The organism is Moorena sp. SIO1G6, from assembly GCF_010672795.1.
GTDB classification, from domain to species: Bacteria; Cyanobacteriota; Cyanobacteriia; order Cyanobacteriales; family Coleofasciculaceae; genus Moorena; species Moorena producens.
The window spans coordinates 1-24327 of the sequence record NZ_JAAHFZ010000009.1 but is presented as its reverse complement, the minus strand read 5'-3'; the positions used below and the strand labels follow the sequence as shown (position 1 = coordinate 24327).

Here is a 24327-nt window from a genome sequence, read left to right as displayed (position 1 = left end):
ATTGGTGTTTATCGGCAATATTGGCGAGCCTAGCCCAAGCGTGCATGATGCCTAGTTCAGAAACATTCATTCCTAACTTGAATGCCATAGTGGTGTTCGACATTGACGGCGTGGTGCGTGACGTTAGTGGTTCTTACCGTAGAGCGATCGCAGATACAGTAGACCATTACACTGGTGGTGCCTATCGACCCACTATGGTAGAGATTGACCAACTTAAATCAGAAGGGCTATGGAATAACGACTGGGATGCATCGCAAGAATTAGTTTATCGATACTTTGAGGCTCAAGGGAAAACGCGTTCGCGTAGCGGCTCTTCCAGAGCATCGCATTTTTCTCTCGACTATGAAGCCCTTGTTGATTTTTTCAATTCTCGCTACCGAGGAAAAGATCCCAACCATTGGACTGGATACATTTGCGACGAACCGTTATTGTTACAACCGAGTTATTTAGAGAGTTTGACAACAGCAGGGATTCCTTGGGGGTTTTTCAGTGGGGCAACACGACAGGAAGCGAACTATGCCCTAGAAGGACGACTCGGTCTCGAACGGCCTGTTTTAATTGCGATGGAGGATGCTCCTGGTAAGCCTGACCCGACAGGACTGTTTGCCGTAGTTCTACAGCTAGAACAGGAGCATCAAGTTAAGGTGAAATTGCCAGTTATCTACGTTGGTGACACAGTTGCTGACATGTACACTGTTGAAAAAGCCAGAGACTCTCATCCAGAACGAGTTTGGGTTGGGGTAGGGATTTTACCCCCTCATGTGCAGCAGATACCAGAACAGCGGGAGGCTTATGGAGATAGGCTAAAAGCTGCTGCTGCAACAGTGGTTTTTGATAATGTTGAGCAGCTGACTCCTGAACAGATTGAGAAAATCGTACATCAGGGTTAGTGGACAGTTAATACTTGAAGCTTTAGATTCCTTGAGGTTAAAGCTCAATAGTCAATAGTTAAACAATTCACAGGTTCACGAAAACAAAAAGGACAAGGTCAAGAGCTTCCCTGTCTTGACCTTGTCCTTTTTGTATTTATTTCTGTGTGTGTAGTGGGACTTGACCCTTTACCGTTTCAACAGCTCATCCTTTAGAGCCAGTAAATGTTACCCCAGAGATAAAGTAACGATTGAAGAAGGCGTAAATCCCCAAAGCCGGTATAGTAAAGACCATTGAGGCTGCCATGATGTAGTTCCAATAACTAATGTATTGCCCCTTAAAGGTATTTAAACCTAAGGGAAGGGTAAACATTCCTGGATCTGAGGTAATCATTAGGGGCATTAAGAAATTATTCCAAGACCCCATAAAAATAAAGATAGCTTGTGCTGCCAAAGCTGGCTTGGCTAAAGGCAGGACAACCTGCCAAAAGGTTTCCCAGCGACTTAATCCATCCAAGGCAGCAGCTTCTTCAAGTTCCTTAGGAAAATTGATAAAGAACTGCCGCATCATAAAAATAAAGGTGGCATTCACTGCACTCGGTACAATCAATCCTTGGTAGGTATTGAGCCATCCCAAAGACTTTAAGATTAAATAACCAGGAATTAGGGTGACTTGTCCAGGAATCATCAAAACTGCCAAGATTATTCCCAACAATAATGAATTACCTGGAAACTTAACTCTGGCTAAGGCATAACCTGCCATTGAGTTAAATATAATATTCAACCCTGTTACACAAACACCAACCAAGACACTGTTTAAAAACCAGCGCCCAAACAAAGGGGATTCAATGAAAATATTGCGGTAGTTATCGACGGTAAAATCATGGGGTATAAAATTCAAACCGCCAGCGATAATTTCCTCAAGGGGTTTAAATGAGGCTGATAAAGCCCAAGCAAAAGGTAAAAACGTAATAATGGCATAGAGGATAAGAATGCTATAAAATATCCCTCTGATCCAACGAAAATTATTCACTCTTATTTGATCTCCTAATTCACTTTTTCTTCTCTAAAGAAGCCGCGTTGAATCAGTGTTGTTACTAGAATTACACCAGCTAACATTAATGCCAGTGCAGCGGCATAACCCATATCCAGACTTCTAAACGCATACTGGTAGATCAGAAGCACAACCGTCAGGGTTGAGTTGTTTGGACCACCGGTGCCACCCGAGAAGATGTAAGACTGGTCGAATAACTGAAATGTACCGATGACACCCATAACCATAACGAAAAATGTAACTGGCTTGAGTAAAGGCACAGTAATATTTATGAATTGATCGAACTCATTGGCACCATCAAGTTTTGCCGCCTCATAAACGGACCTAGGTATATCTTGCAGCGCTGCCAGGTAAATCACCATGAAAAACGGTGCTGTAGACCAAATATTCATAATCATAATGGATTTGAGCGCCACACTTGGGTCTCCTAGCCAGTTATAGGTCGGTAAACCGAAGAAGTCTAGTAATCCATTAAGTAGACCATTAGAATTATAAATCCAGATAAATATCAGGGTTAAAACCGCTGAGGAAGTGACAGTCGGTAGAAAGAAAATAATCCTGAACCATTTTTTTCCTTTAATTTCTTTATTGAGGACTAGAGCTAAAACCAGAGCCAGGATTGTTTGACAAGGAACAACAATAATGACATACTCAATTGTATTTTTGAGCGCAATCCAAACTCGCTCATCCTCAAAGGTACGAAGGAAATTTTTTAACTCAACAAATCGGTAACTCAGCCCTCCTAAAATCTCAACTTTATGGAAGGAAAGGAAGATTGCATAGATAATTGGTGCAATCAAAAAGGTTCCTAAAACTAGAATAGTAGGAGCCATGAAGAGGTAGCCAGATATAGCTTCCCTAACTTTGGCTTTCTGCCAAAATCCCTTCAATTTGACATCCCTCGATTTGACGTTTTGGTCAACTCCAAGTTTAGCTTTAGCTAGTGACATTTTTTAGTAGTTACTCGCTTGAATTTCTTTGTTAGCAGTTTGTTGTGCTTTTTTCATGGCTGACTTCAAGGATTGCTCACCCAGTAAAGCACTAAGAAACTGATTGTCGAAATGGGTCATAAATATTGGCAATTTTTCATCCCCTTGCCAAATCGTGGCGTACTCAGCACCCTTGATAAAGGGGGTGTACAGAGGATTCTGTTCATAGCCAAGTTCTGATATGACCGATTTCCGAGCCGGGATTGCCAGTCCTCCCTTCGCCCAAGCTTTCATCCCTTCCTTGCCAGTCAAATAGGAAATCAGTTCCCAGGCAGCCTCTTTATTTTTAGCTTGCTTGTTCATGACATAAGCAACGGTATAAACCATGCTTCCTTTGTGGTTACCGATACTGGGAACTTCCGCAGTGGCAAACTCAATCTTGGGAAATGTCTGTTGTAGGTAAGGAATCGCATAGCTACCTTCAATAACCATTGCTGCCTTCCCTTGGCCAAACATTTCGCTCCCAGAACTAGCTCCAACGTCTGAGGCTAGGGCAGCAGAGTGGTTTTGTCGATACATATCCATCAAAGGCGTTAGACCTGATAGGCTTTGGCGAGTCGCGAAGACAGCCTTGCCCTTCTGGTCAACTAACTCACCACCAAAGGCTTTGATCATGAAGTAGTGACGAGAGAGTTCTGGGGTGATGCCCAACCCATATAGGTCAACCCTGCCATTGTGAGTTCTATCCCTGGTCAATTTATTGGCATAGTCCTCTAACTCTTCCCAGGTTTGGGGAGGGTCGGTTATACTGAGTTGAGCGAAATATTTTTTATTGTAGAAAAGGGCAAGGGTTGTAAAATCCTTAGGCAATCCGTAGGTTTTGCCTAAGGATTGGAAGGCTTCCGAGAGATGGGGAGCAAAGTCATCTAAATCTAGGTCCTCGGTGATGTAATCATCAAGAGGCTCCAAGACTCCATGAGTCATGAGTAAGGGAGCATCTAGGGCGTCTACATAGAAGACATCAGGAGCAGCATCACCAATCAACCGAGTCTTAATGACATCCATATATTGGTCAGTGATGACTTCAAACTTGACTTTTATGCCAGGATGTGATGCTTCAAACTCCCTCAGTACCTGCTCAAGGAGCTGTTTTTCCTCCGGGCTGCTCTGCCAGCCGCTGAGGGTCACAGTGGAAATGTCACTGGCGATACTGCGGCTACAGCCAGTTAGGAACAGAATTAGAGATACTAAAATTAGACATCTCGAAAGGATTTGCTTCATGATGATAAGTAAGGACGGCAAGCACACCTCCCCTGGAAAACTTGTTTCCCGTCTGAGGAGGTGGCTATGCACCTAGAAATAATTAGTCAATACAGATGATATGGTTCTTGAGATAACTCGACATCCAAGATGGCTTTCTACAGCTTATTTCTTAAGGTATCCAAGATGGCTTTCTACAGCTTATTTCTTAAGGTGTCCGATCCTTTTTAGCTACCAAAATCTACCAAGGTAGACTTTAGCCCGCCAAGGCAAGATGCTTTCGCATCCAGGGGGTATCTCCGCGCTTCTCTGACGGAATATCCCGCGAGCGCCATAAAAATGTCAAAAAAGTTCGTTCCACCGGGATTTAAGCGCAACTATTTTTACCTTGGTTTTCGGCTTTAATTTAAGTTACATAATAATCCCTGTCGGTGTTACCCTAATTTAAGTCTAACAAATAATCAGAGTTTTTGGTAGACTCTGGGACATTTTATCTAGCTGTTTACTCACCTTATTTCTTAAGGTGTAAAGCTGTTAGTAGCCATATTTATTCGGGTAAAGCTAGCTGTTAGTAGCCAACTTTAATTATTGCTTATCTTTATTATACCACCACTTATCTTTAGCTTTAATTATGATTAACCATGCTCCCCATCGTGGCTACGCTCTTAACTGACTCAACTACGTAAGCCGGAGATCAAGACTATGAAGGCGATCCCGCCTTTTTTTTTCGGTAGCCAGGTAGTGGGAGCTCTTGCGCAGGATCGGTCAGATGAAAGATTTCAGTGAATATACTTAAGTGTATTTTTGTTGCAATATTTTACTTTTTTTGAGATAGTATTTTTAAGGTACCCTGTTGCCCCACGGATAAAAAAGGCAACAGCTGTACTTAGGTCAGTATTGATATGTAGATATTGATATGTAGATATTGATATGTAGATATCGACTCTGACTACATCGGGATTCCTAAACAAGGGAATAGGGCATTGGCGTGATTTTTCCTCATGATCCATGTCTAGCCCCCTTGCTCCCCCGTTAATTGAATAGCGTAGCCTCCGCTGCTATACCCCGTCATGACCATAGCTCTCCCCGTAGGGCATAGCCCTTAGGAAGTAACCCTTAGGGATTATAGAAAAGTACTACTTTTCGTATTTCTAAGGGGTTGGGTGAAGGCTAGAGAATAAGTGTTATTGAAAAGTAGCCCTTCTCGAAAAGTAAGGGTTACCGGAGTGTATAGCAGATGTCGCAGGAGCTAGACCTTACCGGACTCTACCAGGAGTACGGAAGCCTATGGTAGGTCTTCTGCGAGAGTAAGCAAGTCTTACTTCCCTAGTGATGTAAATGGCATAGACTCCTCTTGTAAAACCCCTTTTAGCCGAAGGAGGTTTTACAAGAGGGTATAGGGGGGATTTAAGAGCAAGCCAAGAGGGTTACGCTATGGGCACGCTACGCCCATCAAGAAGGGGGATGCTATAGGGAGGATATGGCATAGGAGTTTCGACCTGCCTGCCGATCCAGTACAGGTGCTACCTGAACCAATACGATTTACTCGTCTCCATCAAATTCGCCATTTAAGTCCTCTCTATCTAGCTACCTGAACCGCTATGCTCAGACTCATATCCGATGTCGCCCCAGAAGCTCCGTCTTTGCCGCGATTGCCAAAGTTGCTCAAGCCCCTAAACAAGGAAGCACGACCGCCGCTTAGCCCTACTGAAAAAATTCCCAAGGGAGAGATTCGCTCTAGCCTGAGGGCTGCCACCCTTGACGGCGTGTTTTCCACCTTCTTCTCCTGTATCACAGCTGAGGTTTTCCTCACTAACTTCTTGCTGCAACTGGGTGCTAGCAACTTTGAAATCGGTATTCTTTCAGGGATACCTCTACTGGCGAATTTTCTACAGCCTATTGGTGCTTATTTATCTGACCGATCCTACAGTCGCCACTGGTTTATCATCAAAACCTTCATTCCTTCGCGACTACTATGGTTATTTGTCCTAGTAGGCATTGGGATGTTCTGCACTGGTCTGGCTCCAGCTCATCATCTAGTGTTGTGCACACTGGCGATTAACCTGATCACTCACATTTTTGGAGCTTTGGGTAGTCCCTCTTGGTCTAGCTGGATGGCGGTGTTAGTTCCTGTTCGCCTGCGAGGGCGCTATTTTGGACTGCGCAATAGCTTTACTAATTTAACCAACCTACTTTGTGTTCCCCTACTGGGATACATTGTTTCTAGCTGGGACGGTGGGCAAGTTCAAGGCTATGGCGTAATCTTGATTTTGGCTATCGTAGCTGGAATACTCAGTCTACTCTTTCAGTTCTTCATGGTAGATATCACTCCTCAGATACCCTCAAAGAAGACTGCCAAGACTGATGAGACTACTGATGAGACTACTGATGAAACCTTAGAGTCTGAGGAGCCGACGCCCTCTGATTATGCTGCCCTATTGAAAGACTCAAACTTCCTAATCTTTGTACTCTACTTTGGATTGTGGATGTTTGCCTTCACCCTCAGCAATCCGTTTTTCAATGTTTATCTGCTCGACAATTTGGGCTTAGATGTGGGTTGGGTAACTCTCTATACTAGTCTGATGGCTGGGGCAAGTTTATTGACGCTGATCTACTGGGGTAAGTTGTCTGACCTGATCGGAAATCGTCCAGTACTAGTGATGGTTGGGATTCTCCTATCCGTGATTCCCTTACTTTGGCTTGGGATCGGCAGTCCAACAACTCTCGCTCTTTGGGTTTGGCTACCCCTTTTATTCTTCGGGACAGGTTCAGCTGCAGCAGCCATTGACCTGTGTGCCAATAACATCCAAATCGAGATATCACCAGCTCATAAACCCTCCACCTATTTTGCAGCAGCTGCAGCATCAGCCGGATTAGGGGGTGCTATAGGTAGTATGTTTGGTGGCTTTTTAGCCGAGTTGCCTCACTTCGGTGGTTTGCCAACATTATTTGCCCTATCAGCAGTGGTGCGATTGGCTACCCTTTTACCTTTGGCATTTGTCCGGGAGCCACGGGGTCGGAACCTCAAACAACTGCTGCTTCGCAAGGGTGCTTGATAATCAATAGTTTAGTCAAGAGTTATGAGTTTAGGGTGCGTTAATAACACACCCTAAAATTATCCTTAAGACCTAAAATTATTGCGTAAGTCCTGAAGTAATGACTCTTGAGAAAAGCTAAGGTGGATCAGGTTAATTTCATTTGAGGTTGAAGAAATTTGCTAACGCCTCAACCATCATTGGTGGCCAACGGCGGACATGCTCTACCCAGTCCAAGTCTTGGTAGCGCTTGTCGAGACCAACGGCTGCCACCCAATTACTCTCAGCTTCCCCCCGTTTTCCGTCAGCCCACAACACAGCTGTTAAAGCAGCTCGCAGATCGGCAAATTGGGGGTATTTTCTGATAGTATTGCGCATAATGCCCATGGCTTCTTTGGTTTCACCAATTTGATAGAGAGCCAGAGCATAGTTAGCATAGGCAAAGGCAAAATTGGGCGCTAGCTCGATGGATTTTTGGTAATTTGCGATCGCTTCTGTCCATTGGCCTAGTCCTGCCTTCCCATTCCCCAAGTTGTTGTAAGCCATGGCATCATTGGGATCAAGTTTTAGCAATCGCTCATAGTCAGCAATGGCATCTTGCCATCGCCCTTGTGCTTCATAGGCGGCACCGCGATTTAGATAAGGGTCAGTGGCTTCTGGTGCTAACTCAATGGCGTGAGTAAAGTCTGCGATCGCATCCTCTAATTTATATTGGCTGACTCTAAGGTTACCCCGATTACTCCAACCGACGGGATTATCTGGTAACAGCTCAATTAGCTGAGTCCAGTAATTTTCAGCAGTTGGGAATTTCCCCTGATTCGTAGCAGCAAATGCCTTTTTCCTTAACTGGTTAATTTGTTTTATCTGAGCCTTAGTCAATTCTGGGAATTGGGTTTGCGCCATTGCTGGGGGTGTGATTATCGTAGCAGCCGATAAAACGACAAGCAGTAAAATCAGTAAAATCCTAATCAAGCGTTTCATATATTATTTCAAGTGAGACCGCAATCTTGATATTCCTTACTACTGACCATTAACTACTAATTACTAACTACTAACTACTACTCATAACCCAAATGTTTCCGAGATGCTGAGGTGGCGACGCGACCCCGAGGTGTGCGGTGCAGGAAACCAATTTGTAACAGATAGGGTTCATAAACTTCTTCAATGGTTTGAGCATCTTCTCCAGTAGAGGCTGCCACTGCTTCTAAACCAACTGGTCCGCCATTAAATTGTTCAATCATTACCTTGAGTACCAGTCGGTCTGTCCAATCTAACCCCATCGGGTCTACATTAAAGATTTCCATGGCTTGAGCTGCTACATCCTGGTTAATTTGCTCAATGCCTTTGACTTGAGCATAGTCTCGCACTCGCCTCAGAAGTCGGTTAGCAATTCGAGGTGTGCCACGAGACCGACGGGCAATTTCTTCAGCACCGTCTTCCGTTACTGCTGCCTTTAGCAGTTGGGCTGTCCTTGTTACAATTAAACTCAATTCATCGATCTCATAGAAGCGTAAGCGTTGGATCATACCAAAGCGATCGCGTAGGGGTGAGGTTAAGGAACCTACTCGTGTGGTTGCCCCCACTAAGGTAAACTGCGGCAGAGGAATACTGCGGGTCTTGGCACTCTGACCCTTACCAATAGTGATATCCAATCGATAGTCTTCCATGGCTGGATATAGCAATTCCTCTGTCATGCGTGACAAACGATGGATTTCGTCTATAAATAAGATATCCCCAGGTTTGAGATTAACCAGAAGCCCCACAATATCTCGTGGACGCTCTAAGGCAGGTGCAGCAGTAATTTTACAATTCACCTCCATCTCAGTTGCCAAAATTAGGGACATGGTTGTCTTCCCTAATCCTGGTGGTCCATACAACAGCAGGTGATCCATGGCCTCATTTCTGGCTTTGGCGGCTTGAATGCCAATTTCCAAAACTCCTTTGAGTTCTTTTTGTCCGATGTAGTCGGCTAAGCGCTGTGGTCTAATACTCTCTTCCTGATGACCAATTTCCTCAGCGGTAGCCGTTGCTAGTAGTAGGTCACCATCGCTTTGCCTCTGACGGGGTAACCCGCGACCTTTTCGTTTCTTGCTAGATTTGGGTTCTCTATCTGGGTTTTGGTACTTTTGTCTAAAAGACGTTATGGCCATGGGTCATACTTCATCCTTCATACTTCATACTTAGTTTACTTATGCTGGCTAAGAGAATCTTACCGTGCCTGGATGTAAAAGCTGGGCGAGTTGTTAAAGGGGTCAACTTTGTTAATCTTAAGGACGCTGGTGATCCAGTGGAATTAGCACAAGTTTACAATGATGCTGGTGCAGATGAGCTGGTGTTTTTGGATATAACTGCTACCCATGAAGACCGAGACATTATTATTGATGTAGTCTACCGTACAGCCGAACAAGTGTTTATTCCCTTGACCGTGGGGGGTGGCATCCAGTCTTTGGAAAATATTAAATTATTATTAAGAGCAGGAGCCGATAAAGTTAGTATAAATTCGGCTGCTGTACGCAATCCAGACTTTATTAATCAAGCCAGCGATCGCTTTGGTAATCAGTGCATTGTAGTTGCTATTGATGCTCGTCGTCGGGAAGATCCCGATAATCCTGGTTGGAATGTTTATGTGCGAGGAGGACGTGAGAACACTGGTATTGATGCGATCGCATGGGCAAAAGAGGTGGCACAACGGGGAGCTGGGGAACTTCTGGTTACTAGTATGGATGCGGATGGAACCCAGGCTGGGTATGACTTAGAGCTAACGCGCACTATGGCTGAACAGGTGGAAATTCCAGTGATTGCCTCCGGTGGTGCTGGCAACTGCGATCATATTTATCAGGCCCTGACTGAGGGCAAAGCCGAAGCCGCGTTACTAGCTTCCCTGTTGCATTACGGGCAACTGAGTGTATCTGAAATTAAAACCTATTTGAACCAACACCAAATTCCGGTGCGATTGCCATAGTAAACTAATGGATTATTCTTCCGAAAGATTTAAGTTTTGTTGTGTAGTATTAAGTAGTTTAATGGTTTGCAGTGATTTTTATAGCTGCTAAACTAAATATGGATCCAATATTAATTTTTGTAAAAAATGCTGGTGATAATTCTAATATTTGATGTCGCCTTGGTGGCTTGGTCACTGCACCTGATGCAGGAAGCCTTTGATACCCAAGAGTTCTCTCTGATGCTGGCTGGTACCTTAGTAGCCATGTCAGCGGCAGCTATGTTAGTGGTTTATTTTCTGATGAACAGCTGCATGGGGTATATTACCCAAATGGCTCAGTCTCCCAGCGTATTCTACTGATCGAGATAATTTCATTCTGAAACTACTTGACTTAGCTGAGCTATCAAGGTATACTAGGTAATGGAGTATAAAATTACGGGGTTATAGCTCAGTTGGTAGAGCACCTCAATGGCATTGAGGGGGTCAGCGGTTCGAATCCGCTTAGCTCCATATTGATTAAATATTGATTAAAGGCTGAAGTCTTTTAGCCTGAGGGGTTGCTGTAGGGTAGCTTGGCTATCAGTCTTCAGTAATAAGGTTAGAATTTTTTGACGGTTGACGGTTGACGGTTGACGGTTGGCGGGAAACTCTTAAAACAAGTTTTGGGAGTGCCGAGGGGGGAAAATCCGTGAGACTTGATGGTGAGATGTTGAGATTAAAACCTCTTTATCGAAGACGAATTCGCCGTAATCGGCGAGGTTATCTAGACCAATCAAATTTAGGATGATCTCAGCCACTAGCCAGGTGCTGACTTTCAGAAATACATTGTTCCACTGATGATTCATTGCTCTGAGGTTTAAACATTTGGTAGGTAGAGGTTTTGTCTGGCTTCTGTTTGTTCAGATGTACCTAAATCTCTACTTCAATTCCAGAGCGACGAATCCGCAAAAAAGTCAAAAATTTTTATTTAATAAAATTTCCGATATTGATTGGTGTTGAGGGTTCACGGTTTAGGGTTGACAGTTGAGATCACTTTAGCTTCCGGCAAAATTCATCCCACACTCACGTTTCACGCTTGTTGTGGGATGAATTTTGCACAGGGTCTTTAACAAAAGACCTAAGGCGCACGTTCCAATGGGCAGGTAAACTGCTCTTGGATCGCGCCTTTTGATGTGTTATAGTATGTATACTAACAAGCAAAGCCGTTCGCGTAGCGTGGCCTACGGCCTTAAATGCTGGTTTGTTGGTAAAAGATTATTCAAAAAAAAGTCAAACAAAAACAGAGCGGCAGGGCAGTCCGTTCTTAAAGCCCAGCGCCTCCTAAGCAATAGCTGGATTGGCTGGGAAGCCTAAACTGATTCAATAGAATCAGTTTAGGAGCTGTCACGTTAATCACTTTGTTTATAAGCGATCGCTTTTGAGGATTTGAACCCAATTTGGGATTATAGCGCTGCATCGCTTTTATGATAGCGATGCAGCTCAGTCTTAGGGAGGCAGTGCGGTCTTGGGGAGGCAGTGCCGCCAAAGGGGGTTCCCCCATGAGCAACTGCCGTTGTTTCCACGGGGCTGGAGAGCGATGCAGCGCGGTCATGGGGGAAAGCTCCATGACCGCGCTGCATCAAGACAGGTGCGGAAGCAAGTTCCGCACACAGACCCATGCGCCATGAGCGACTGCATCAAGACACTGTTTCCGTCAATTCTTCTCAGTTCCCTGTGCCCCATTCCCTGTTCCCGACTTCTGCAAAAAGTCTAGTCAACCTTCACGCTCCTTTAAGGATTTGGATGGGATCCCCTTGGTGCAAGACTTTACCAGCTTCAGAAGCAGGCACGTTTGTATTCACACTTAATTTGTAGAAATGATTGAAACGAGCGCTGGTTGTCCAGGATGGTAGGGTTTCCTTGCGCCTCGCCATGAAAGTCTTTTGGAAATTATCAGTAGCCTCTCCTGTCTGAGAGTCTCGTGCTAAAACAATACAACGTTGACAGGGATTAATTCCTTCTATCAAAGCTTCCCCTACTTGAAACTGAATAGATTGCCCTGATTCGGTAAACAATTGGTCTTCCCAGAAAGCAGGAACTCCTCCAATTTCTAGATTGGCTCGAACCCGACGTCGTATGTCTTCAACAGTTATTTCAGGGAACCAAGAAGCAATGGTTTCAATGGTAGCGCTACTAATAATAGTAGGACCAAGAGCATTGGTATCGTCTGGAAAACCAGTGCTGGTGTTCTGCACTACTTTAACTGGAAAATCGAAGTAATCCTTTAACCAAGCTTCCAGAGCAGTTCGCCCGTGATCAATATGAAAGGTAATGTTTTGGTTTGTGCCCTGAATCTGTAGGGATAGCAATTGGGATTGGATATGGAAGACCGACCGCAGCAAGTGAACTTTGGCATGGCGCTTACCATTGACAAATTTACCTTGCTGATCTAATAGGGCAAATTCCCGGTCATGCTTTAGGGCACCACTTTTGAGGAGAGTTGCGGTTTGGAGTTCAATCCGATCAAGGGATTTAATCGGGTAGATATAGATAGCTTTAAGGTAAGGTAAGCTGTTCAGCATTTAGATTGAGATACCTAAATTCCTCAAAGGGAACAGGGAACAGGGAACAGGGAACAGGTAATAACCAATTTTAATGCACATCAGTTTAGTGTCATTAGTCAGTCTACCACTTTTTTAAAGTAATGCGATAGTTCTAATCTATTAGAAATAAGAGATAAAGAATGATATACCAAGAATAATCAAGACTCCATCAGCTTTATCCTAGTTGTCACTATTTCGATCAAGTAAAGCATTTTTTTATAAACTTGGTAGGTGTCACAGGGCAAATTCATCTTATCAGAGTTAATAAATTAATTAATTTCTAATAATACCGGGCAGATCAAGGAAAGCGATCGCTAATCCGAGCAAGCGATCGCTAATGTTGGTTTTGTTACTTACCTTAAACAAACGTAATAAACTTTCAGTTTTAGTAGAAGAAAGTAGTTAAGCGATCGCTAAGTTATAATAGCAGCTAATTTATGCTATTAAGCCAAATATAGAGGGTTTGCCCCGAGTGGGCGCATCTCATCTTTGTAAAAACATCATTGATCCAGTCTACTTTCTCTAGTATTAATTGAAATAAAGGAGAATTATTCAGGCGATCGCTACCCTATCCTAATTCCCCCCTAAGGTCTACTATGGTAAAGTGTTGCAACGATCCTAAGCAATTACTCTACCTCCTGCCACCCTTCAATAGTTGCCATCAGAATATTCACTAGCGGATGGTCAATCGATTCCTTGAATGCCTCTACTCGTCCAGATTTCAGGGAATTGATTACCTTAACTTTTAGTGTTGGGTTATTCTCAATTTTGTCAACAACTTCACCTACAACTATCATCTTCTCTTTGTTTGTTGTAGTGGGATTAGTCTGGGAGACTTGGTCTAGAAGTTGTTGGATTTCTTCTGCTGCTTCAACTAGGGTTTGCTTATGCTCGTTGGCTATTGATAGATCAGCAGTTACAGAATTTCCAGCTATGCCTCCTGTATTGTTAGCGTAATAAACGCTTTGACTAATATTGAAATTGGATGTATTGCTATCTCCAGGCATAATAAAATCTTCTCCTTAATCAATGAGACACTTACTTTTTAGAGTAAAGCACACCAATCGTGTTTCTAGACACAAACTGATTGGGTTTTTCGTTTTCGTCTAGGGACACCCAGATCGATGCAGTCAGGTTAGCAGCTATGTTGTCTTTATATTTTTGATAATGTTGCTCCTTAAGGCTAAAAGAAGCAATGTACTTCAAGTCAGGTTTTTGTGTATTCTGTGTCCATCCATAAATCCTCAACTCGTAGTTGCCAACTTGTAAATCAAATTCTTTTCCTCCTAATTCAGGACTCCAATCGAACCGAACAATTTTATTGACTGAAGAACGTGCTTGTACTGGAATCGGTTGAGCTAGATTTTCATCTTGAAAATTTCCTCCACTCTCGATTTTAACAAAAGTAGTCCATGCCATGTCATAAAAATTGTCATTATCTTTTCTTCCAACAACTAAACGAATTCGTTTAATGGTTCCTCCTTGAGGACTCCAATTGTAGAAAGTTATGGGAAGATTGAAGCCTAATCCGACAATCTTTTGATCACCAGTTGGGTCAGTAAGGTATGTAGGAAAAAATATAATATTTCTTCCCAAAGACAGCTTAAGATTAGCTTTTCTAAAATTTGATGTATAAGCTACAGCTATAGATACAAGTAAACTAAATAAAGCAATGAGGATGGTAATAGGATCCTCTGACTGCACGTTTGTTCTGGTGCTTTTATTTATTTGCGGTGCAGGTGACGACGAAGGTTGTTGAGCTATTAGCTCAGTAATTTCATAGTTGTTATGAGTCCGAAACTGCATAATTATTAGTGTCTATTGCCAAGAATAATATATAACTCACGTGGCATGATAATATTATATCATGTCTGGTTGAAGAATTATTATATACCTTGCCTACTAATTGGTACTATGTAATTATTAATTTGTAGTTTAAGATTAGGGATTATTTCGTAAGGGATTAACCGAACTTGATATTACTCCAATATAGAACCAGCTGCAGGCTACTATTCAATCAAGACTTGCTTTACCCAACTTGCATCTGCGGTCGATAAAGGTGGTGGAGGGTCTTGACTATAATCAATCGCTAAATCATAACTCCCTTGGTCGTAAAGCTGATGTAATAATTGTTGTAAATTAACCGTAGGTTCTGTATCCTCTGGTTGGAGAGGTAAAGGAAAGGAAGGGATTGCTTGGGGGAGATTGAAAGCATATAAATCGGCTTGGGGACGTTCTTGAGAACGGCTGATTACGATGCGATAGTGGCTTTGGAAGGCTTGATTATTCATAGCCATTGGTTTTCCTTGACGCAGTAAATCAATTTCCACTAAATGGGTTAAGCTATCTAATATTTTTTGCCGTTTGGTTTCATAATTGCTGCGCCCTTCTGATCGCGTAGCGTGGCCTACGGCCTTAGACCGTTTGTTTTTGGGAGAAAGAATTTCGATGACAGTAATTACTTTGCCAGTTTCTAGCTTTCGCACTTCTAAATACCACTTCTTGATGCAGTCGCTCATGGGGGGAACCCCCAAGACCGCGCTGCATCGCTCTTTAACCATTTCAGTCATCGGTAGAGCAATCTTCATTGCTTTAACGCTAGGAGCAGCAACGGTAACCAGGGGTGACGGATCTTGGTGGTTGCTTTGAGAACTTTGAACCACTACATGATCTTTTCGGGCGGGCAAGATGCCCACTCTACCTAGCATCGAATCATCACCAGTAGCGTTGTAGACTCTTTCCTCAATTGCTACCCGATACTTAGGACGTAGCTGGGGGTTAAGGCTTTGGGCAATCAGGACAATGAGCCATTTGTGAACTTGTGACCAATATTCAGGTTTCTCCAGGTAGGGATTCATCCCAGGAAAAGGTGAAGGCATCTTTTGTGATGAAGCTGTGAAGTGGTATAGTACCTAAGTTACCGAAAAATTTTGGCTCTTCGGTAGCTGCAACCTAGCTAGTATTTTTCGCAAACTCTGGAAAATAACCGGGATTTGACTATGTGTTATCATAGAAAAATAAATTTAATGGTATAATGGGCAGTTAATAAAGATAAAGTTAATCTTAAGACAGCTATGGTCTGGGCTGACCCCCTAACCTGCTGTAGCCTTCGATTTAAGCAACGTTTAACAAAAAGTCTCTCAAACTCCTACTCTGTATAGCTTTGAGATTTTAAGAATTCAGTTTTACTAACTAGCATCTCAATGCCTAAAAGTATTGGTAAGTAATACTCTTAGGCATTTTTTTTTGGCAAATTAGCATCCGTTTATGGGAAACAAGCATTATGAATCAAGTTGACCTAGCGTTTACTCCAGCTCTAGACCAAGCCCAACTGATCCGCAAGGGTGAGATATCACCGCTGGAATTAGTCCAACTCTACCTTGAACGGATCGAAGGATTAAATCCCCAACTAGGCAGTTACTTCACTGTGGCGTCTGAAATGGCACTTGCGGATGGGAAAGCTAAAACCGAACAACTTGCCCAAACTACCGATACCTCTAAACTCCCTCCATTTTTTGGTGTTCCGATTGCGATTAAAGACCTCAGGGCTGTAGAAGGACTCCCTTGTAGCTTTGGTGTTGCTGCCCTCAAAGACAATATTGCTGAGTATGATGATGGGGTAATCACCCGCATCAAGCAAGCTGGATTCATTATTTTAGGTAAAACTGCTACCTCTGAACTGGGTTCGTTACCCTATACCGAACCCCCAGGATTTCCAGCGGCTCGCAATCCCTGGAATCTGGACTACACACCAGGGGGATCCAGTGGCGGTTCAGCTGCAGCAGTAGCAGCTGGCTTATCTCCCATTGCCCAAGGTTCCGATGGTGGCGGTTCCCTGCGCGGTCCAGCCTTTTGCTGTGGTTTGGTGGCGATTAAACCGACACGAGGTCGTATTTCTTGCGCTCCAGTAGGGGACTTTCAAAGTGGTATTGCTAGTATTGGTCCGATGGCACGGACGGTTGCTGATGCAGCCGCCTTACTGGATGTGATGTCTGGCTATATTACTGGAGACCCTTACTGGTTACCTGACCCAGAGATATCGTTTCTAGAGGCTACCCATCAACAACTGGATAATTTGCGGATTAGTTTTGCCACATCGATTAAACCGATGGGAGCAGCGTCAGCTGTATGTGAAAAGATTGTGGTGGAAACCATGCAGCGACTGGAAGGGATGGGACATTTGGTTGAACCGGGTTGTCCAGATTTCAGTGACATAGTCGAACCGTTTAAGACAGTATGGCAAGCTGGGGTAACCTCAGCAGGAATTCCCTTAGAAGCCTTAAGTCCCATGAATCGCTGGATTGCTGAACAATCCGGTTCTGCTGGGGAATATTTACAAGCGGTGACTAAGCTACAAATTATAGCGCGTCAAATTGTGGGATTCTTTAACAACTATGATGTGCTAGTGTTACCTACTTATTTACATCCACCGATTCGGGTCGGAGAGTGGGACGATTTGAGTTATGAAGAAACCTTGGAGAATATTATTAATTGGATTGGACCGTGTCCACCATTTAATGCTACTGGACTTCCTGCGATCGCAATTCCTGCTGGTTTTGATGAGAAGGGCTTACCTCTCGGAATTCAGTTAGTGGGACCTCCAGCATCAGAAGCAACACTATTGGCATTAGCGGCTCAGTTGGAAGCTGCAAACCCTTGGAGTGATTATCGTCCCACTATCGCAACGGAAGTATAGTTTAGGACATAATATTTGGCTTTAAAGGGAACAGGGAATAGGGAACAGGGAACAGAAATATGTATTAACCTTGACTTCGACTGCTATAAAATCTAAAATTTACAGGACTTACGCCACATATGAGTTATTTCCCCATCCAACAAGTTATAGTTATGGCGTAAGTCCTGATTATATTTATAGCGTTTCTCGCAGTTATGAGGTACGCTCGTCAACCTCAAAGTCCCCCTTAATAAGGGGGATTTAGGGGGATAATAGGTACCTTATGGGATATAGAATTGCTATAAGTGCTGATTTAAAAGGTTAATCGTAAACCGTCAACAGTCAACAATGCTTAAGCTTTTTTCAACCAGCTGAACATAGCCCGTAAGTCTTTACCAACTTCCTCGACGGGATGTTCTTTATTCTGACGGCGCATAGCAGTGAAGACGGGTTTACCTCCCTGATTTTCCAAGACAAATTCACGGGCGAATTGACCTGATTGAATTTCTTTGAGAATTTTACGCATCTCGGCGCGAGTTTCATCAGTAACAATCCTTGGCCCACGGGTATAGTCACCATATTCAGCAGTGTTGGAGATGCTATCGCGCATGTTAGCTAAACCACCTTCTACGACTAGGTCAACAATCAGTTTCACTTCATGAAGGCATTCAAAATAGGCCAATTCTGGTTGATAACCAGCAGCGACTAGGGTCTCAAATCCGGATTTAATCAATTCACTCAAGCCGCCACACAATACGACTTGCTCACCAAATAGGTCAGTTTCTGTTTCTTCCCGGAAGGTAGTTTCAAGAACCCCGGCACGGGTACCACCAATTCCTTTGGCGTAAGCCATGGCGCGATCGCGTGCTTGGCCTGTGGCATCCTGGTAAACAGCAAATAGACAAGGTACCCCTTCTCCCTGTTCATAGGTGCGCCGCACCAAATGTCCTGGACCTTTGGGAGCAACCATGATCACATCTATGAATTCTGGGGGAACAATTTGACCAAAATGAATATTGAAGCCGTGGGCAAAGGCAATAACATTACCCTCGGTCAGATTTGGCTCAATTTCTGCCTGATAAATGGTTTTTTGCACTTCATCCGGCAGCAAGATCATCACCAAGTCAGCTGCTTTAGCAGCATCAGCCACTGTGTGGACGGTTAAGCCTGCTTCTTCAGCTTTGCCCTTAGACTTACTACCTGGATACAGTCCCACGATCACATTCATGCCACTCTCTTTAAGATTAAGGGCGTGGGCGTGACCTTGAGAACCATAGCCGATGATAGCAATAGTTTTATCCGCCAGTAGGTCTAGGTTAGCGTCGGTATCGTAATACATCTGAGCCATTGTAATTTCTGTTCCTTTTTTGCTGGTCATTGTCTTGATGCAGTCGCTCATGGGGGAAACTCCCAAGACCGCTTAGGTGCGCTTTCCGTTGGCGAATTAAATTCGCCACGGGTCGCACCTCTGCATCGCTGCAAACTTACCATGATACCGCAAAACCGATCTCAATCCTGGCAGGTGATATACCTTTTTATCGATCAATCCATCACCACATTACCCCATGTGTGAATACAGGTCTTGGATGGTAATTATAAGTATTCCTAATTATAAATCTCTAAGGATTTTGCCAAAGTTATCTGAGGGAGATAGGATCTGTAAAAATCATGTTAAACCTAGACCTTAGAGTATTTTCATGGAGGTTTTACAGCTAAATCTGTGGTGTAGATACTTGCAGTAAAAATATAAGTAAAACTTATCAAATTGGGGATTCAGCCTTTCATTCTTAATCGGTCTTAATCTGCTGAGTGTTTTCCCGTAGTATCAGAGATGGAGTAAAAATAAGCATGCCAAGCTCCTTGAACTAAAGGATAGGCTTTTGCCGTATACTCACAAAGTCTCTACTATTGTTTTACGAGAGGATTACTAGAACATGGCAACTTACAAAGTCACCTTGAAAACGCCAGAAGGGGATCAAACCATTGACGCTCCTGATGACGAATACATTCTCGACACTGCCGAGGAGCTAGGTGTAGAACTGCCTTATTCCTGCCGTGCAGGTGCCTGCTCTACCTGTGCTGGCAAACTAGAGAGTGGTACTATTGACCAGTCAGACCAATCCTTCCTCGATGATGACCAAATCGAGAAGGGCTACATTCTGACCTGTGTCGCCTACCCCCAATCTGATTGCGTGATCACCACTCATCAAGAGGAAGCTCTGTACTAAATACTAATATAAGTACTAGTAACAAAGAGGATTACTAAAACATGGCAACTTACAAAGTCACCTTGAAAAGTGAAGCGGAAGGTATAAATACAACCATTGACGTTCCCGATGACGAAATCATTCTCGACGTTGCCGAGGAGCAAGGTTTAGATCTGCCTTATTCCTGCCGTGCGGGTGCCTGCTCTACCTGTGCTGGCAAAGTAGTCAGTGGTACTGTTGACCAGGACGACCAATCTTTCCTGGATGATGACCAAATAGAAGCTGGCTTCGTTCTAACCTGTGTCGCAAAGCCCACCTCTGATTGCGTGATCGAAACTCATCAAGAGGAAGCTCTGTACTAAGTACTAGTATATGTACTAATAACAGAGGGGAAGTAAGAGAGCTTAGAATTTGGATGTTTTATCCTTGAAGCTCTTTACTTCCCCTTTGCCGCAGATCGGGTGATGATATCCTTAGCTAATGGGGTGATGGCGAAATCACGCTCAATCCAAGCTAAATCAAGGAGGAGAAGGAGGTAATTTTCCTGAAATTATCTAAAGGGAGAGTTTGAGAGGGAAAAGAATACCCCATCCTTTTTTAAGGTGGGGATGAATTTTCCCTCTCAAATAGTGTTAAAATGAAAGGAAACGGTCTCAAAAAAACTGGGTATTGACCCTACTCAGCTACCCCCGGTGCGGGGGAAAGTTACGCCCATGGAGAGAACAATCTATTTGGTTGTGCCTGGGAATCCCCATCGAAGACGGTTGGGGAAGTTCAATCCATATATTCCCCTTCTCCCCCCTTTTACCCTTGATTAGACTAGGGCTTAACTAGTGCGCTGGCATTTTGCCAGAAGATAATAGAATTGTTCAAAGGCTGAATTTGAGTACCAGGATAATAGAAGCTGAGAATTTTTTCTGCGGACCAACCGAGTTTAGCTAAATTTTGGGAACCGTGTTGGCTAAAGCCAACCCCATGTCCAAAGCCGCCACCCACGAACACGTAGCCTTTGAGGGTTTGATTACCTTTGTCATAAATCGGGTCTACGTAGAAGAGGGTGCTGCGGGGAGGACCAAAGGCGCTGCGGGCTTCATTTTTACTCAGCTCCAGGATACCCCGATCCGTTGTTACCGCCATTTTCAGCACTCGTCCTGCTGGTGAACGCTCTACCACTTCCATATGCTCAATGGTCGTGAAGTTGGCAAGGGGGTGTTTGGTTTTTTTGAGATAGCGTTGTAAATGGCTGGTGACTTGTTTCAAGCTATTGTTGTACTTCCAGCGGAATAAGTAACTATTGTCAGTCTCATTAAATCCTTGCTTCAAGTTCATGAACTCACGGAAATTTTGTTCGTCTGCTAAGGATTTTTGTGACAAATTCCAGAGGGAGTATGGGGAGTCTACCACTGCTCTTAAGTAGGGACGTTCTGACCCATTCCAAACATCACTGAAGGGCGCACTGACTCCACCAGTTGCTGCTGAATACAGAGCATCTACTAACTCATTGTTGTAGGTCAGCACTAGACCTTTAGTAGCTGCGATCGCACGGTCAGCCACTGGATTGGTTTGATTTATTCCGAAATAAACCTGGCAGTGAGTATCGGCACAGAGTTCGTAACCGTCAACATTAAATCGGCGTCGGTTCCGCAAGGCGTAGGTGCGAGCAATAATGCTCTGAGCAGCTACGGTTGAATAGCGTGCTCCAGCTCCAATTTCATGAGGTACCACACCCCGCAAGTAGCTTTCTAGAGGTACCTGATTTACTAAGGTATAGTCACCATAGGCATTGGGCTGGATCCGTAGACTACCAGGATAAAGTCTTGTCCTACGGTTATTTTCTCCTTTGCTAACCCAGATCAGATTTTTGCCAGCAGTAATATCAATTTCCCGTCGATGGTAGCGATAGTTACCAATCACAAAGGAAGCATGGGGCACCTCGGTGACAACATTAGTATCAATATAGGCAGTAGTATCACCTTTGGCTTTGATACTTGCTAGCAGTAGACGTCGCAATAAAGGGGTTTGATAAACACTCCGTTTTGCCCACACCTGCCAGCGGTCAGGCTTGGCAACTTCCACCTCAATCCCCTTTTCCCGCCATTTATTGGCACTATCTTCTGCAGTTTCAAAGGTTCCATGGTTACTCAATACCACGTACTCTTCGATCTGGGGCTGCTGTAACGGTTTATTGACTATTTCCAGCTTGAGGCTGCTAAGCTGCTTGGTTTTCGGTTGCATATCACCGCCTAAAAATTTGACGGTTAGCTGATCGTCCGGGGCAGCTTTCAGAGTGAGCTTGTCCGTTGGTTCATCTCCAAAGCGCTGCACTACTCCCACTTTTAGTGGGATATCTGAGGCTTTGGCGGCTAACCCTGATAGGATTGGTAGTCCCCACAACGATAGTGTCATCAATGGTATGAGGAAATGGGGATTGGAAGCTGGGGAATTGAGAGAGATCGGTTTTTTCGTGAACCCCACTATCCAATTGCGAAACCGACCTGTCTTACCCGATGCCGTATTTTGATGCGAATTCAAGTCAAACGCTTTTATTGTCATTAGCTTAGTTTTTAAAGTACCCAATCCATAATTCCCATTCCCCGATTCTAGATCCCGAAAAGTACGATCCTCCACAGGTATTGTTACCCTGACCAGGTCTTTTCATGGTCTTTGCTTTGGCATTGGAGGGTCTTTGCTTTGGCATAGGGATGATTTATTGGAATTTAAAGCATCAGGAGGAGGAGGAATATTGGAAAGATCGGGGGCGAGATAGTATAGTGCTACGCCGAAGGCAACAGGCCACAGGCCACAGGCCACAGGCAAAAGTTTACTCAAACAGCTTAGGTGCGCTTTCCGCTCTTTGTGCGCTTGACCCATTAAGAATTAAATTCGCGCTTAGGTGGGCTTTCCAATGGGCGAGTAAATCGCCCTTGGGTCGCACCTCAAGGTGGGCTTTCCAATGGGTGAGTAAATCGCCCTTGGGTCGCGCCTATCGGCAAAGCCGACGCGGGGCGCGTTCGGGTCGCACCTTTTTCAGCTTTTATCAATGTCAAACACCTTAATGCGTAGTTCCTTATATTATGAATTCAAATCTGTCAAGACTAATCAGCAATGACCAGCAATTCTCAGTATGAAATATTAACTAGTTTTGGGAGGGAGTTATAACTCCAATCCCTGGAGGATGAAAGTGAGCAGATCTTCCCAGCTATCGAAATACATGTAACGGGTCAAGGCTCGCAAATCCTCAAAAAAGGTTTTCCGAGTTGGTATAGCAGAAGTCAGAAGTCAGAAGTCAGAAGTCAGAAGTCAAACTCTTGCGCTTCTTGATGCAATAGCGAGTGGGGGAAACCCCCAAGACCGCTTAGGTGCGCTTTCCGCATTAAGAATTAAATTCGCCACGGGTCGCACCTCTGCATCGCTTACAAAGGGTGTGAGACTAATGTCGATGTCCTAACTGCCCTGGCGACTGCTATATACCAGTCGAAGCAAAGCTTAGGACATATTTCTTTTCCCTGCTCCCAGCTGTTGAAGCTGGTAGAGTCGATGCACTGTATTACCCGGGGCACCTCTCCTGTCATACCATACGTGAAAGTGGCGGGTAACAGAGCATACGTCACCGTATCTCCCTCCCCTAAGAACCGGACTTGACACTCCTCGCATCATCCGGCTCAAGCCTTTGCTTTCACAAAACATCTACCACTGTGTATTGTCTTATGGCAAATTTTGTGTAGGTGTTGAACACCTATTTCCTAAAATGAGAATTGCTGATTTCCAGCAAACTCCCTTGACAACTGGTATACAGCCTTAACTTGTCACCGATGACTATGAATTGAATTATGGACTCCTGTATAATTAGGTCTGTTGCTCCTAGGACACACTTTGTATTGTATTATTCCGATGCAGCTCAAAGTAAAGTAACTGCACAGGATAAAAAATACTGAAGCTTCATCTGGCACGCATCTTATTATAATATATGAACTCTACTAGTGAGGAATCCATAAATGAGTAGCTCTAACCCTTTTAAGGTTGCTCCAATTAAAGAAATTGTTTCTTATGAAGACTTTGAAAAAATTGATATACGTGTTGGCACAATCGAGCTAGTAGAAGATTTGCCAAAGTCAGATAAGTTGATCAGATTAACGGTTGACTTTGGTGATTTCAAACGCAAGATCCTAGTAGGTATGAAAAAAGAGAGAGAAAACCCTAAAGCAGAGATTGAGGGTAAGCAGGCTTTATTTATAGTTAATTTGAAGCCTAGGAAGATGATGGGAGAACAATCAGAGGGCATGCTTTTTGATATTGGCTATGCAGATGGTATAACCCCAGTTTTAGCTATGCCTGAAAAGATCATTCCGAATGGTACTCGTGCAGGATAAAGCAAGGGCATCTATCTAGTGTGGGGGGATATACGAACGCTACCCCACTATGCCCAAACGAATCAGCGTTGCTTAATAATGAAATGATTTTAAGAGTGAGGTGGAATGGGCATTTTGCTGTGGAATGGGCATTTTGCCGGTTATCAATATTCCCATTCCACAGCAGGATGCCCACTCTACTCCTATTGAACGTCAGTAAGGGATCATAAAAAAGCTGAAGTCCTTGCCTAATGAAGCTTGAACCCGATTAACTTCCCCCACGAATAGGAAAAGGAGGGGGGATACTCTTAAACCGTAATTAATCGGGATAATCCCGGATAAGACGGTCAAGGTGCATTTTATTGTGGTCTAAGTGAGGGGTGGTCATCGGCAATTGGAGTTAAGCCTGCCACCCATCTATTTAGA

Annotated in this window: 22 protein-coding genes and 1 tRNA gene; 9 read left to right on the top strand and 14 right to left on the bottom strand. The window is 43.9% G+C overall.

Annotation, left to right across the window (positions count from 1 at the left end; translation table 11 throughout):
- The first annotated feature begins 47 nt into the window (after positions 1-47).
- On the top strand, positions 48-890 hold the full coding sequence (locus tag F6K63_RS11220) for a TIGR01548 family HAD-type hydrolase (RefSeq protein WP_287297670.1): 843 nt from the start codon (positions 48-50) through the stop codon (positions 888-890).
- 184 nt (positions 891-1074) lie between these two features.
- Here F6K63_RS11220 and F6K63_RS11215 read toward each other — a convergent pair whose 3' ends face one another.
- Genes F6K63_RS11215 through F6K63_RS11205 form a run of 3 tightly spaced genes read right to left on the bottom strand, consistent with a single transcriptional unit; the run spans position 1075 to position 4133 of the window.
- A complete protein-coding gene (locus tag F6K63_RS11215) occupies positions 1075-1902 on the bottom strand; it encodes a carbohydrate ABC transporter permease (RefSeq protein ID WP_287312121.1) in 828 nt (275 codons plus the stop codon).
- A 14-nt stretch (positions 1903-1916) separates the two neighbouring features.
- The gene (locus F6K63_RS11210; RefSeq protein WP_008183040.1) at positions 1917-2873 is read right to left on the bottom strand and encodes a carbohydrate ABC transporter permease; all 957 of its coding nucleotides are present in this window, start codon (positions 2871-2873) and stop codon (positions 1917-1919) included.
- Between the two features lie 3 nt (positions 2874-2876).
- The gene (locus F6K63_RS11205) at positions 2877-4133 is read right to left on the bottom strand and encodes an ABC transporter substrate-binding protein (RefSeq protein ID WP_008183038.1); all 1257 of its coding nucleotides are present in this window, start codon (positions 4131-4133) and stop codon (positions 2877-2879) included.
- Between the two features lie 1580 nt (positions 4134-5713).
- On the opposite strand from F6K63_RS11205, the gene F6K63_RS11200 reads away from it, so the two are divergent.
- The gene (locus tag F6K63_RS11200; RefSeq protein ID WP_044492840.1) at positions 5714-7168 is read left to right on the top strand and encodes an MFS transporter; all 1455 of its coding nucleotides are present in this window, start codon (positions 5714-5716) and stop codon (positions 7166-7168) included.
- 138 nt (positions 7169-7306) lie between these two features.
- Here F6K63_RS11200 and F6K63_RS11195 read toward each other — a convergent pair whose 3' ends face one another.
- Entirely contained in the window at positions 7307-8128 is an 822-nt protein-coding gene (locus tag F6K63_RS11195; RefSeq protein WP_008183034.1) for a tetratricopeptide repeat protein, read from the bottom strand.
- 77 nt (positions 8129-8205) lie between these two features.
- The gene (gene ruvB, locus F6K63_RS11190) at positions 8206-9297 is read right to left on the bottom strand and encodes a Holliday junction branch migration DNA helicase RuvB (protein ID WP_287312119.1); all 1092 of its coding nucleotides are present in this window, start codon (positions 9295-9297) and stop codon (positions 8206-8208) included.
- A gap of 41 nt (positions 9298-9338) precedes the next feature.
- Here ruvB and hisF point away from each other — a divergent pair, with 41 nt between their 5' ends.
- From hisF to F6K63_RS11175, 3 genes are all read left to right on the top strand, one after another.
- The gene (hisF, locus tag F6K63_RS11185; RefSeq protein WP_008183030.1) at positions 9339-10109 is read left to right on the top strand and encodes an imidazole glycerol phosphate synthase subunit HisF; all 771 of its coding nucleotides are present in this window, start codon (positions 9339-9341) and stop codon (positions 10107-10109) included.
- 126 nt (positions 10110-10235) lie between these two features.
- Entirely contained in the window at positions 10236-10448 is a 213-nt protein-coding gene (locus F6K63_RS11180; RefSeq protein ID WP_008183028.1) for a hypothetical protein, read from the top strand.
- Positions 10449-10525: 77 nt separating this feature from the next.
- Positions 10526-10598, top strand: a tRNA-Ala gene (locus F6K63_RS11175).
- Between the two features lie 140 nt (positions 10599-10738).
- On the opposite strand, the gene F6K63_RS11170 is transcribed toward F6K63_RS11175, so the two are convergent.
- The 6 genes from F6K63_RS11170 to F6K63_RS11145 form a co-directional block, all read right to left on the bottom strand.
- Entirely contained in the window at positions 10739-10933 is a 195-nt protein-coding gene (locus F6K63_RS11170; protein WP_008183027.1) for a hypothetical protein, read from the bottom strand.
- Positions 10934-11391: 458 nt separating this feature from the next.
- Positions 11392-11679: a hypothetical protein gene (locus tag F6K63_RS11165; RefSeq protein ID WP_075873702.1), complete on the bottom strand. Its 288-nt coding sequence runs from the start codon at positions 11677-11679 to the stop codon at positions 11392-11394.
- 169 nt (positions 11680-11848) lie between these two features.
- Positions 11849-12649 (bottom strand): MOSC domain-containing protein, encoded by an 801-nt coding sequence (locus F6K63_RS11160; RefSeq protein ID WP_008183023.1) that lies wholly within the window; start codon positions 12647-12649, stop codon positions 11849-11851.
- Between the two features lie 647 nt (positions 12650-13296).
- Positions 13297-13677 carry a hypothetical protein gene (locus tag F6K63_RS11155; protein WP_008183020.1) on the bottom strand — a complete coding sequence of 127 codons (381 nt, stop codon included), beginning with the start codon at positions 13675-13677 and terminating at the stop codon, positions 13297-13299.
- Positions 13678-13708: 31 nt separating this feature from the next.
- Positions 13709-14476 (bottom strand): hypothetical protein, encoded by a 768-nt coding sequence (locus tag F6K63_RS11150; RefSeq protein WP_287312117.1) that lies wholly within the window; start codon positions 14474-14476, stop codon positions 13709-13711.
- A gap of 203 nt (positions 14477-14679) precedes the next feature.
- Positions 14680-15549, bottom strand: coding sequence for a DUF4058 family protein (locus F6K63_RS11145; RefSeq protein WP_287312115.1), 870 nt, complete (start codon positions 15547-15549; stop codon positions 14680-14682).
- Positions 15550-15953: 404 nt separating this feature from the next.
- On the opposite strand from F6K63_RS11145, the gene F6K63_RS11140 reads away from it, so the two are divergent.
- A complete protein-coding gene (locus F6K63_RS11140) occupies positions 15954-17366 on the top strand; it encodes an amidase (RefSeq protein ID WP_287312113.1) in 1413 nt (470 codons plus the stop codon).
- Positions 17367-17697: 331 nt separating this feature from the next.
- Here F6K63_RS11140 and ilvC read toward each other — a convergent pair whose 3' ends face one another.
- Entirely contained in the window at positions 17698-18693 is a 996-nt protein-coding gene (gene ilvC / locus F6K63_RS11135) for a ketol-acid reductoisomerase (RefSeq protein ID WP_287262800.1), read from the bottom strand.
- Positions 18662-18802 (bottom strand): hypothetical protein, encoded by a 141-nt coding sequence (locus F6K63_RS11130; protein ID WP_287262799.1) that lies wholly within the window; start codon positions 18800-18802, stop codon positions 18662-18664. The genes ilvC and F6K63_RS11130 overlap by 32 nt, the downstream gene beginning before the upstream one ends.
- A 477-nt stretch (positions 18803-19279) precedes the next feature.
- Here F6K63_RS11130 and F6K63_RS11125 point away from each other — a divergent pair, with 477 nt between their 5' ends.
- Both F6K63_RS11125 and F6K63_RS11120 read left to right on the top strand, forming a co-directional pair.
- Positions 19280-19573 (top strand): 2Fe-2S iron-sulfur cluster-binding protein, encoded by a 294-nt coding sequence (locus F6K63_RS11125; RefSeq protein WP_287262798.1) that lies wholly within the window; start codon positions 19280-19282, stop codon positions 19571-19573.
- Between the two features lie 41 nt (positions 19574-19614).
- Complete coding sequence (locus tag F6K63_RS11120; protein WP_008188179.1) at positions 19615-19914, top strand: ferredoxin; 300 nt, start codon at positions 19615-19617, stop codon at positions 19912-19914.
- 457 nt (positions 19915-20371) lie between these two features.
- On the opposite strand, the gene F6K63_RS11115 is transcribed toward F6K63_RS11120, so the two are convergent.
- Positions 20372-21958: a SpoIID/LytB domain-containing protein gene (locus F6K63_RS11115; RefSeq protein ID WP_131827322.1), complete on the bottom strand. Its 1587-nt coding sequence runs from the start codon at positions 21956-21958 to the stop codon at positions 20372-20374.
- Positions 21959-23547: 1589 nt separating this feature from the next.
- Between F6K63_RS11115 and F6K63_RS11110 the strand changes: the two genes are divergently transcribed.
- Positions 23548-23922 carry a tRNA-binding protein gene (locus F6K63_RS11110; protein ID WP_008188182.1) on the top strand — a complete coding sequence of 125 codons (375 nt, stop codon included), beginning with the start codon at positions 23548-23550 and terminating at the stop codon, positions 23920-23922.
- Positions 23923-24327 lie beyond the last annotated feature (405 nt).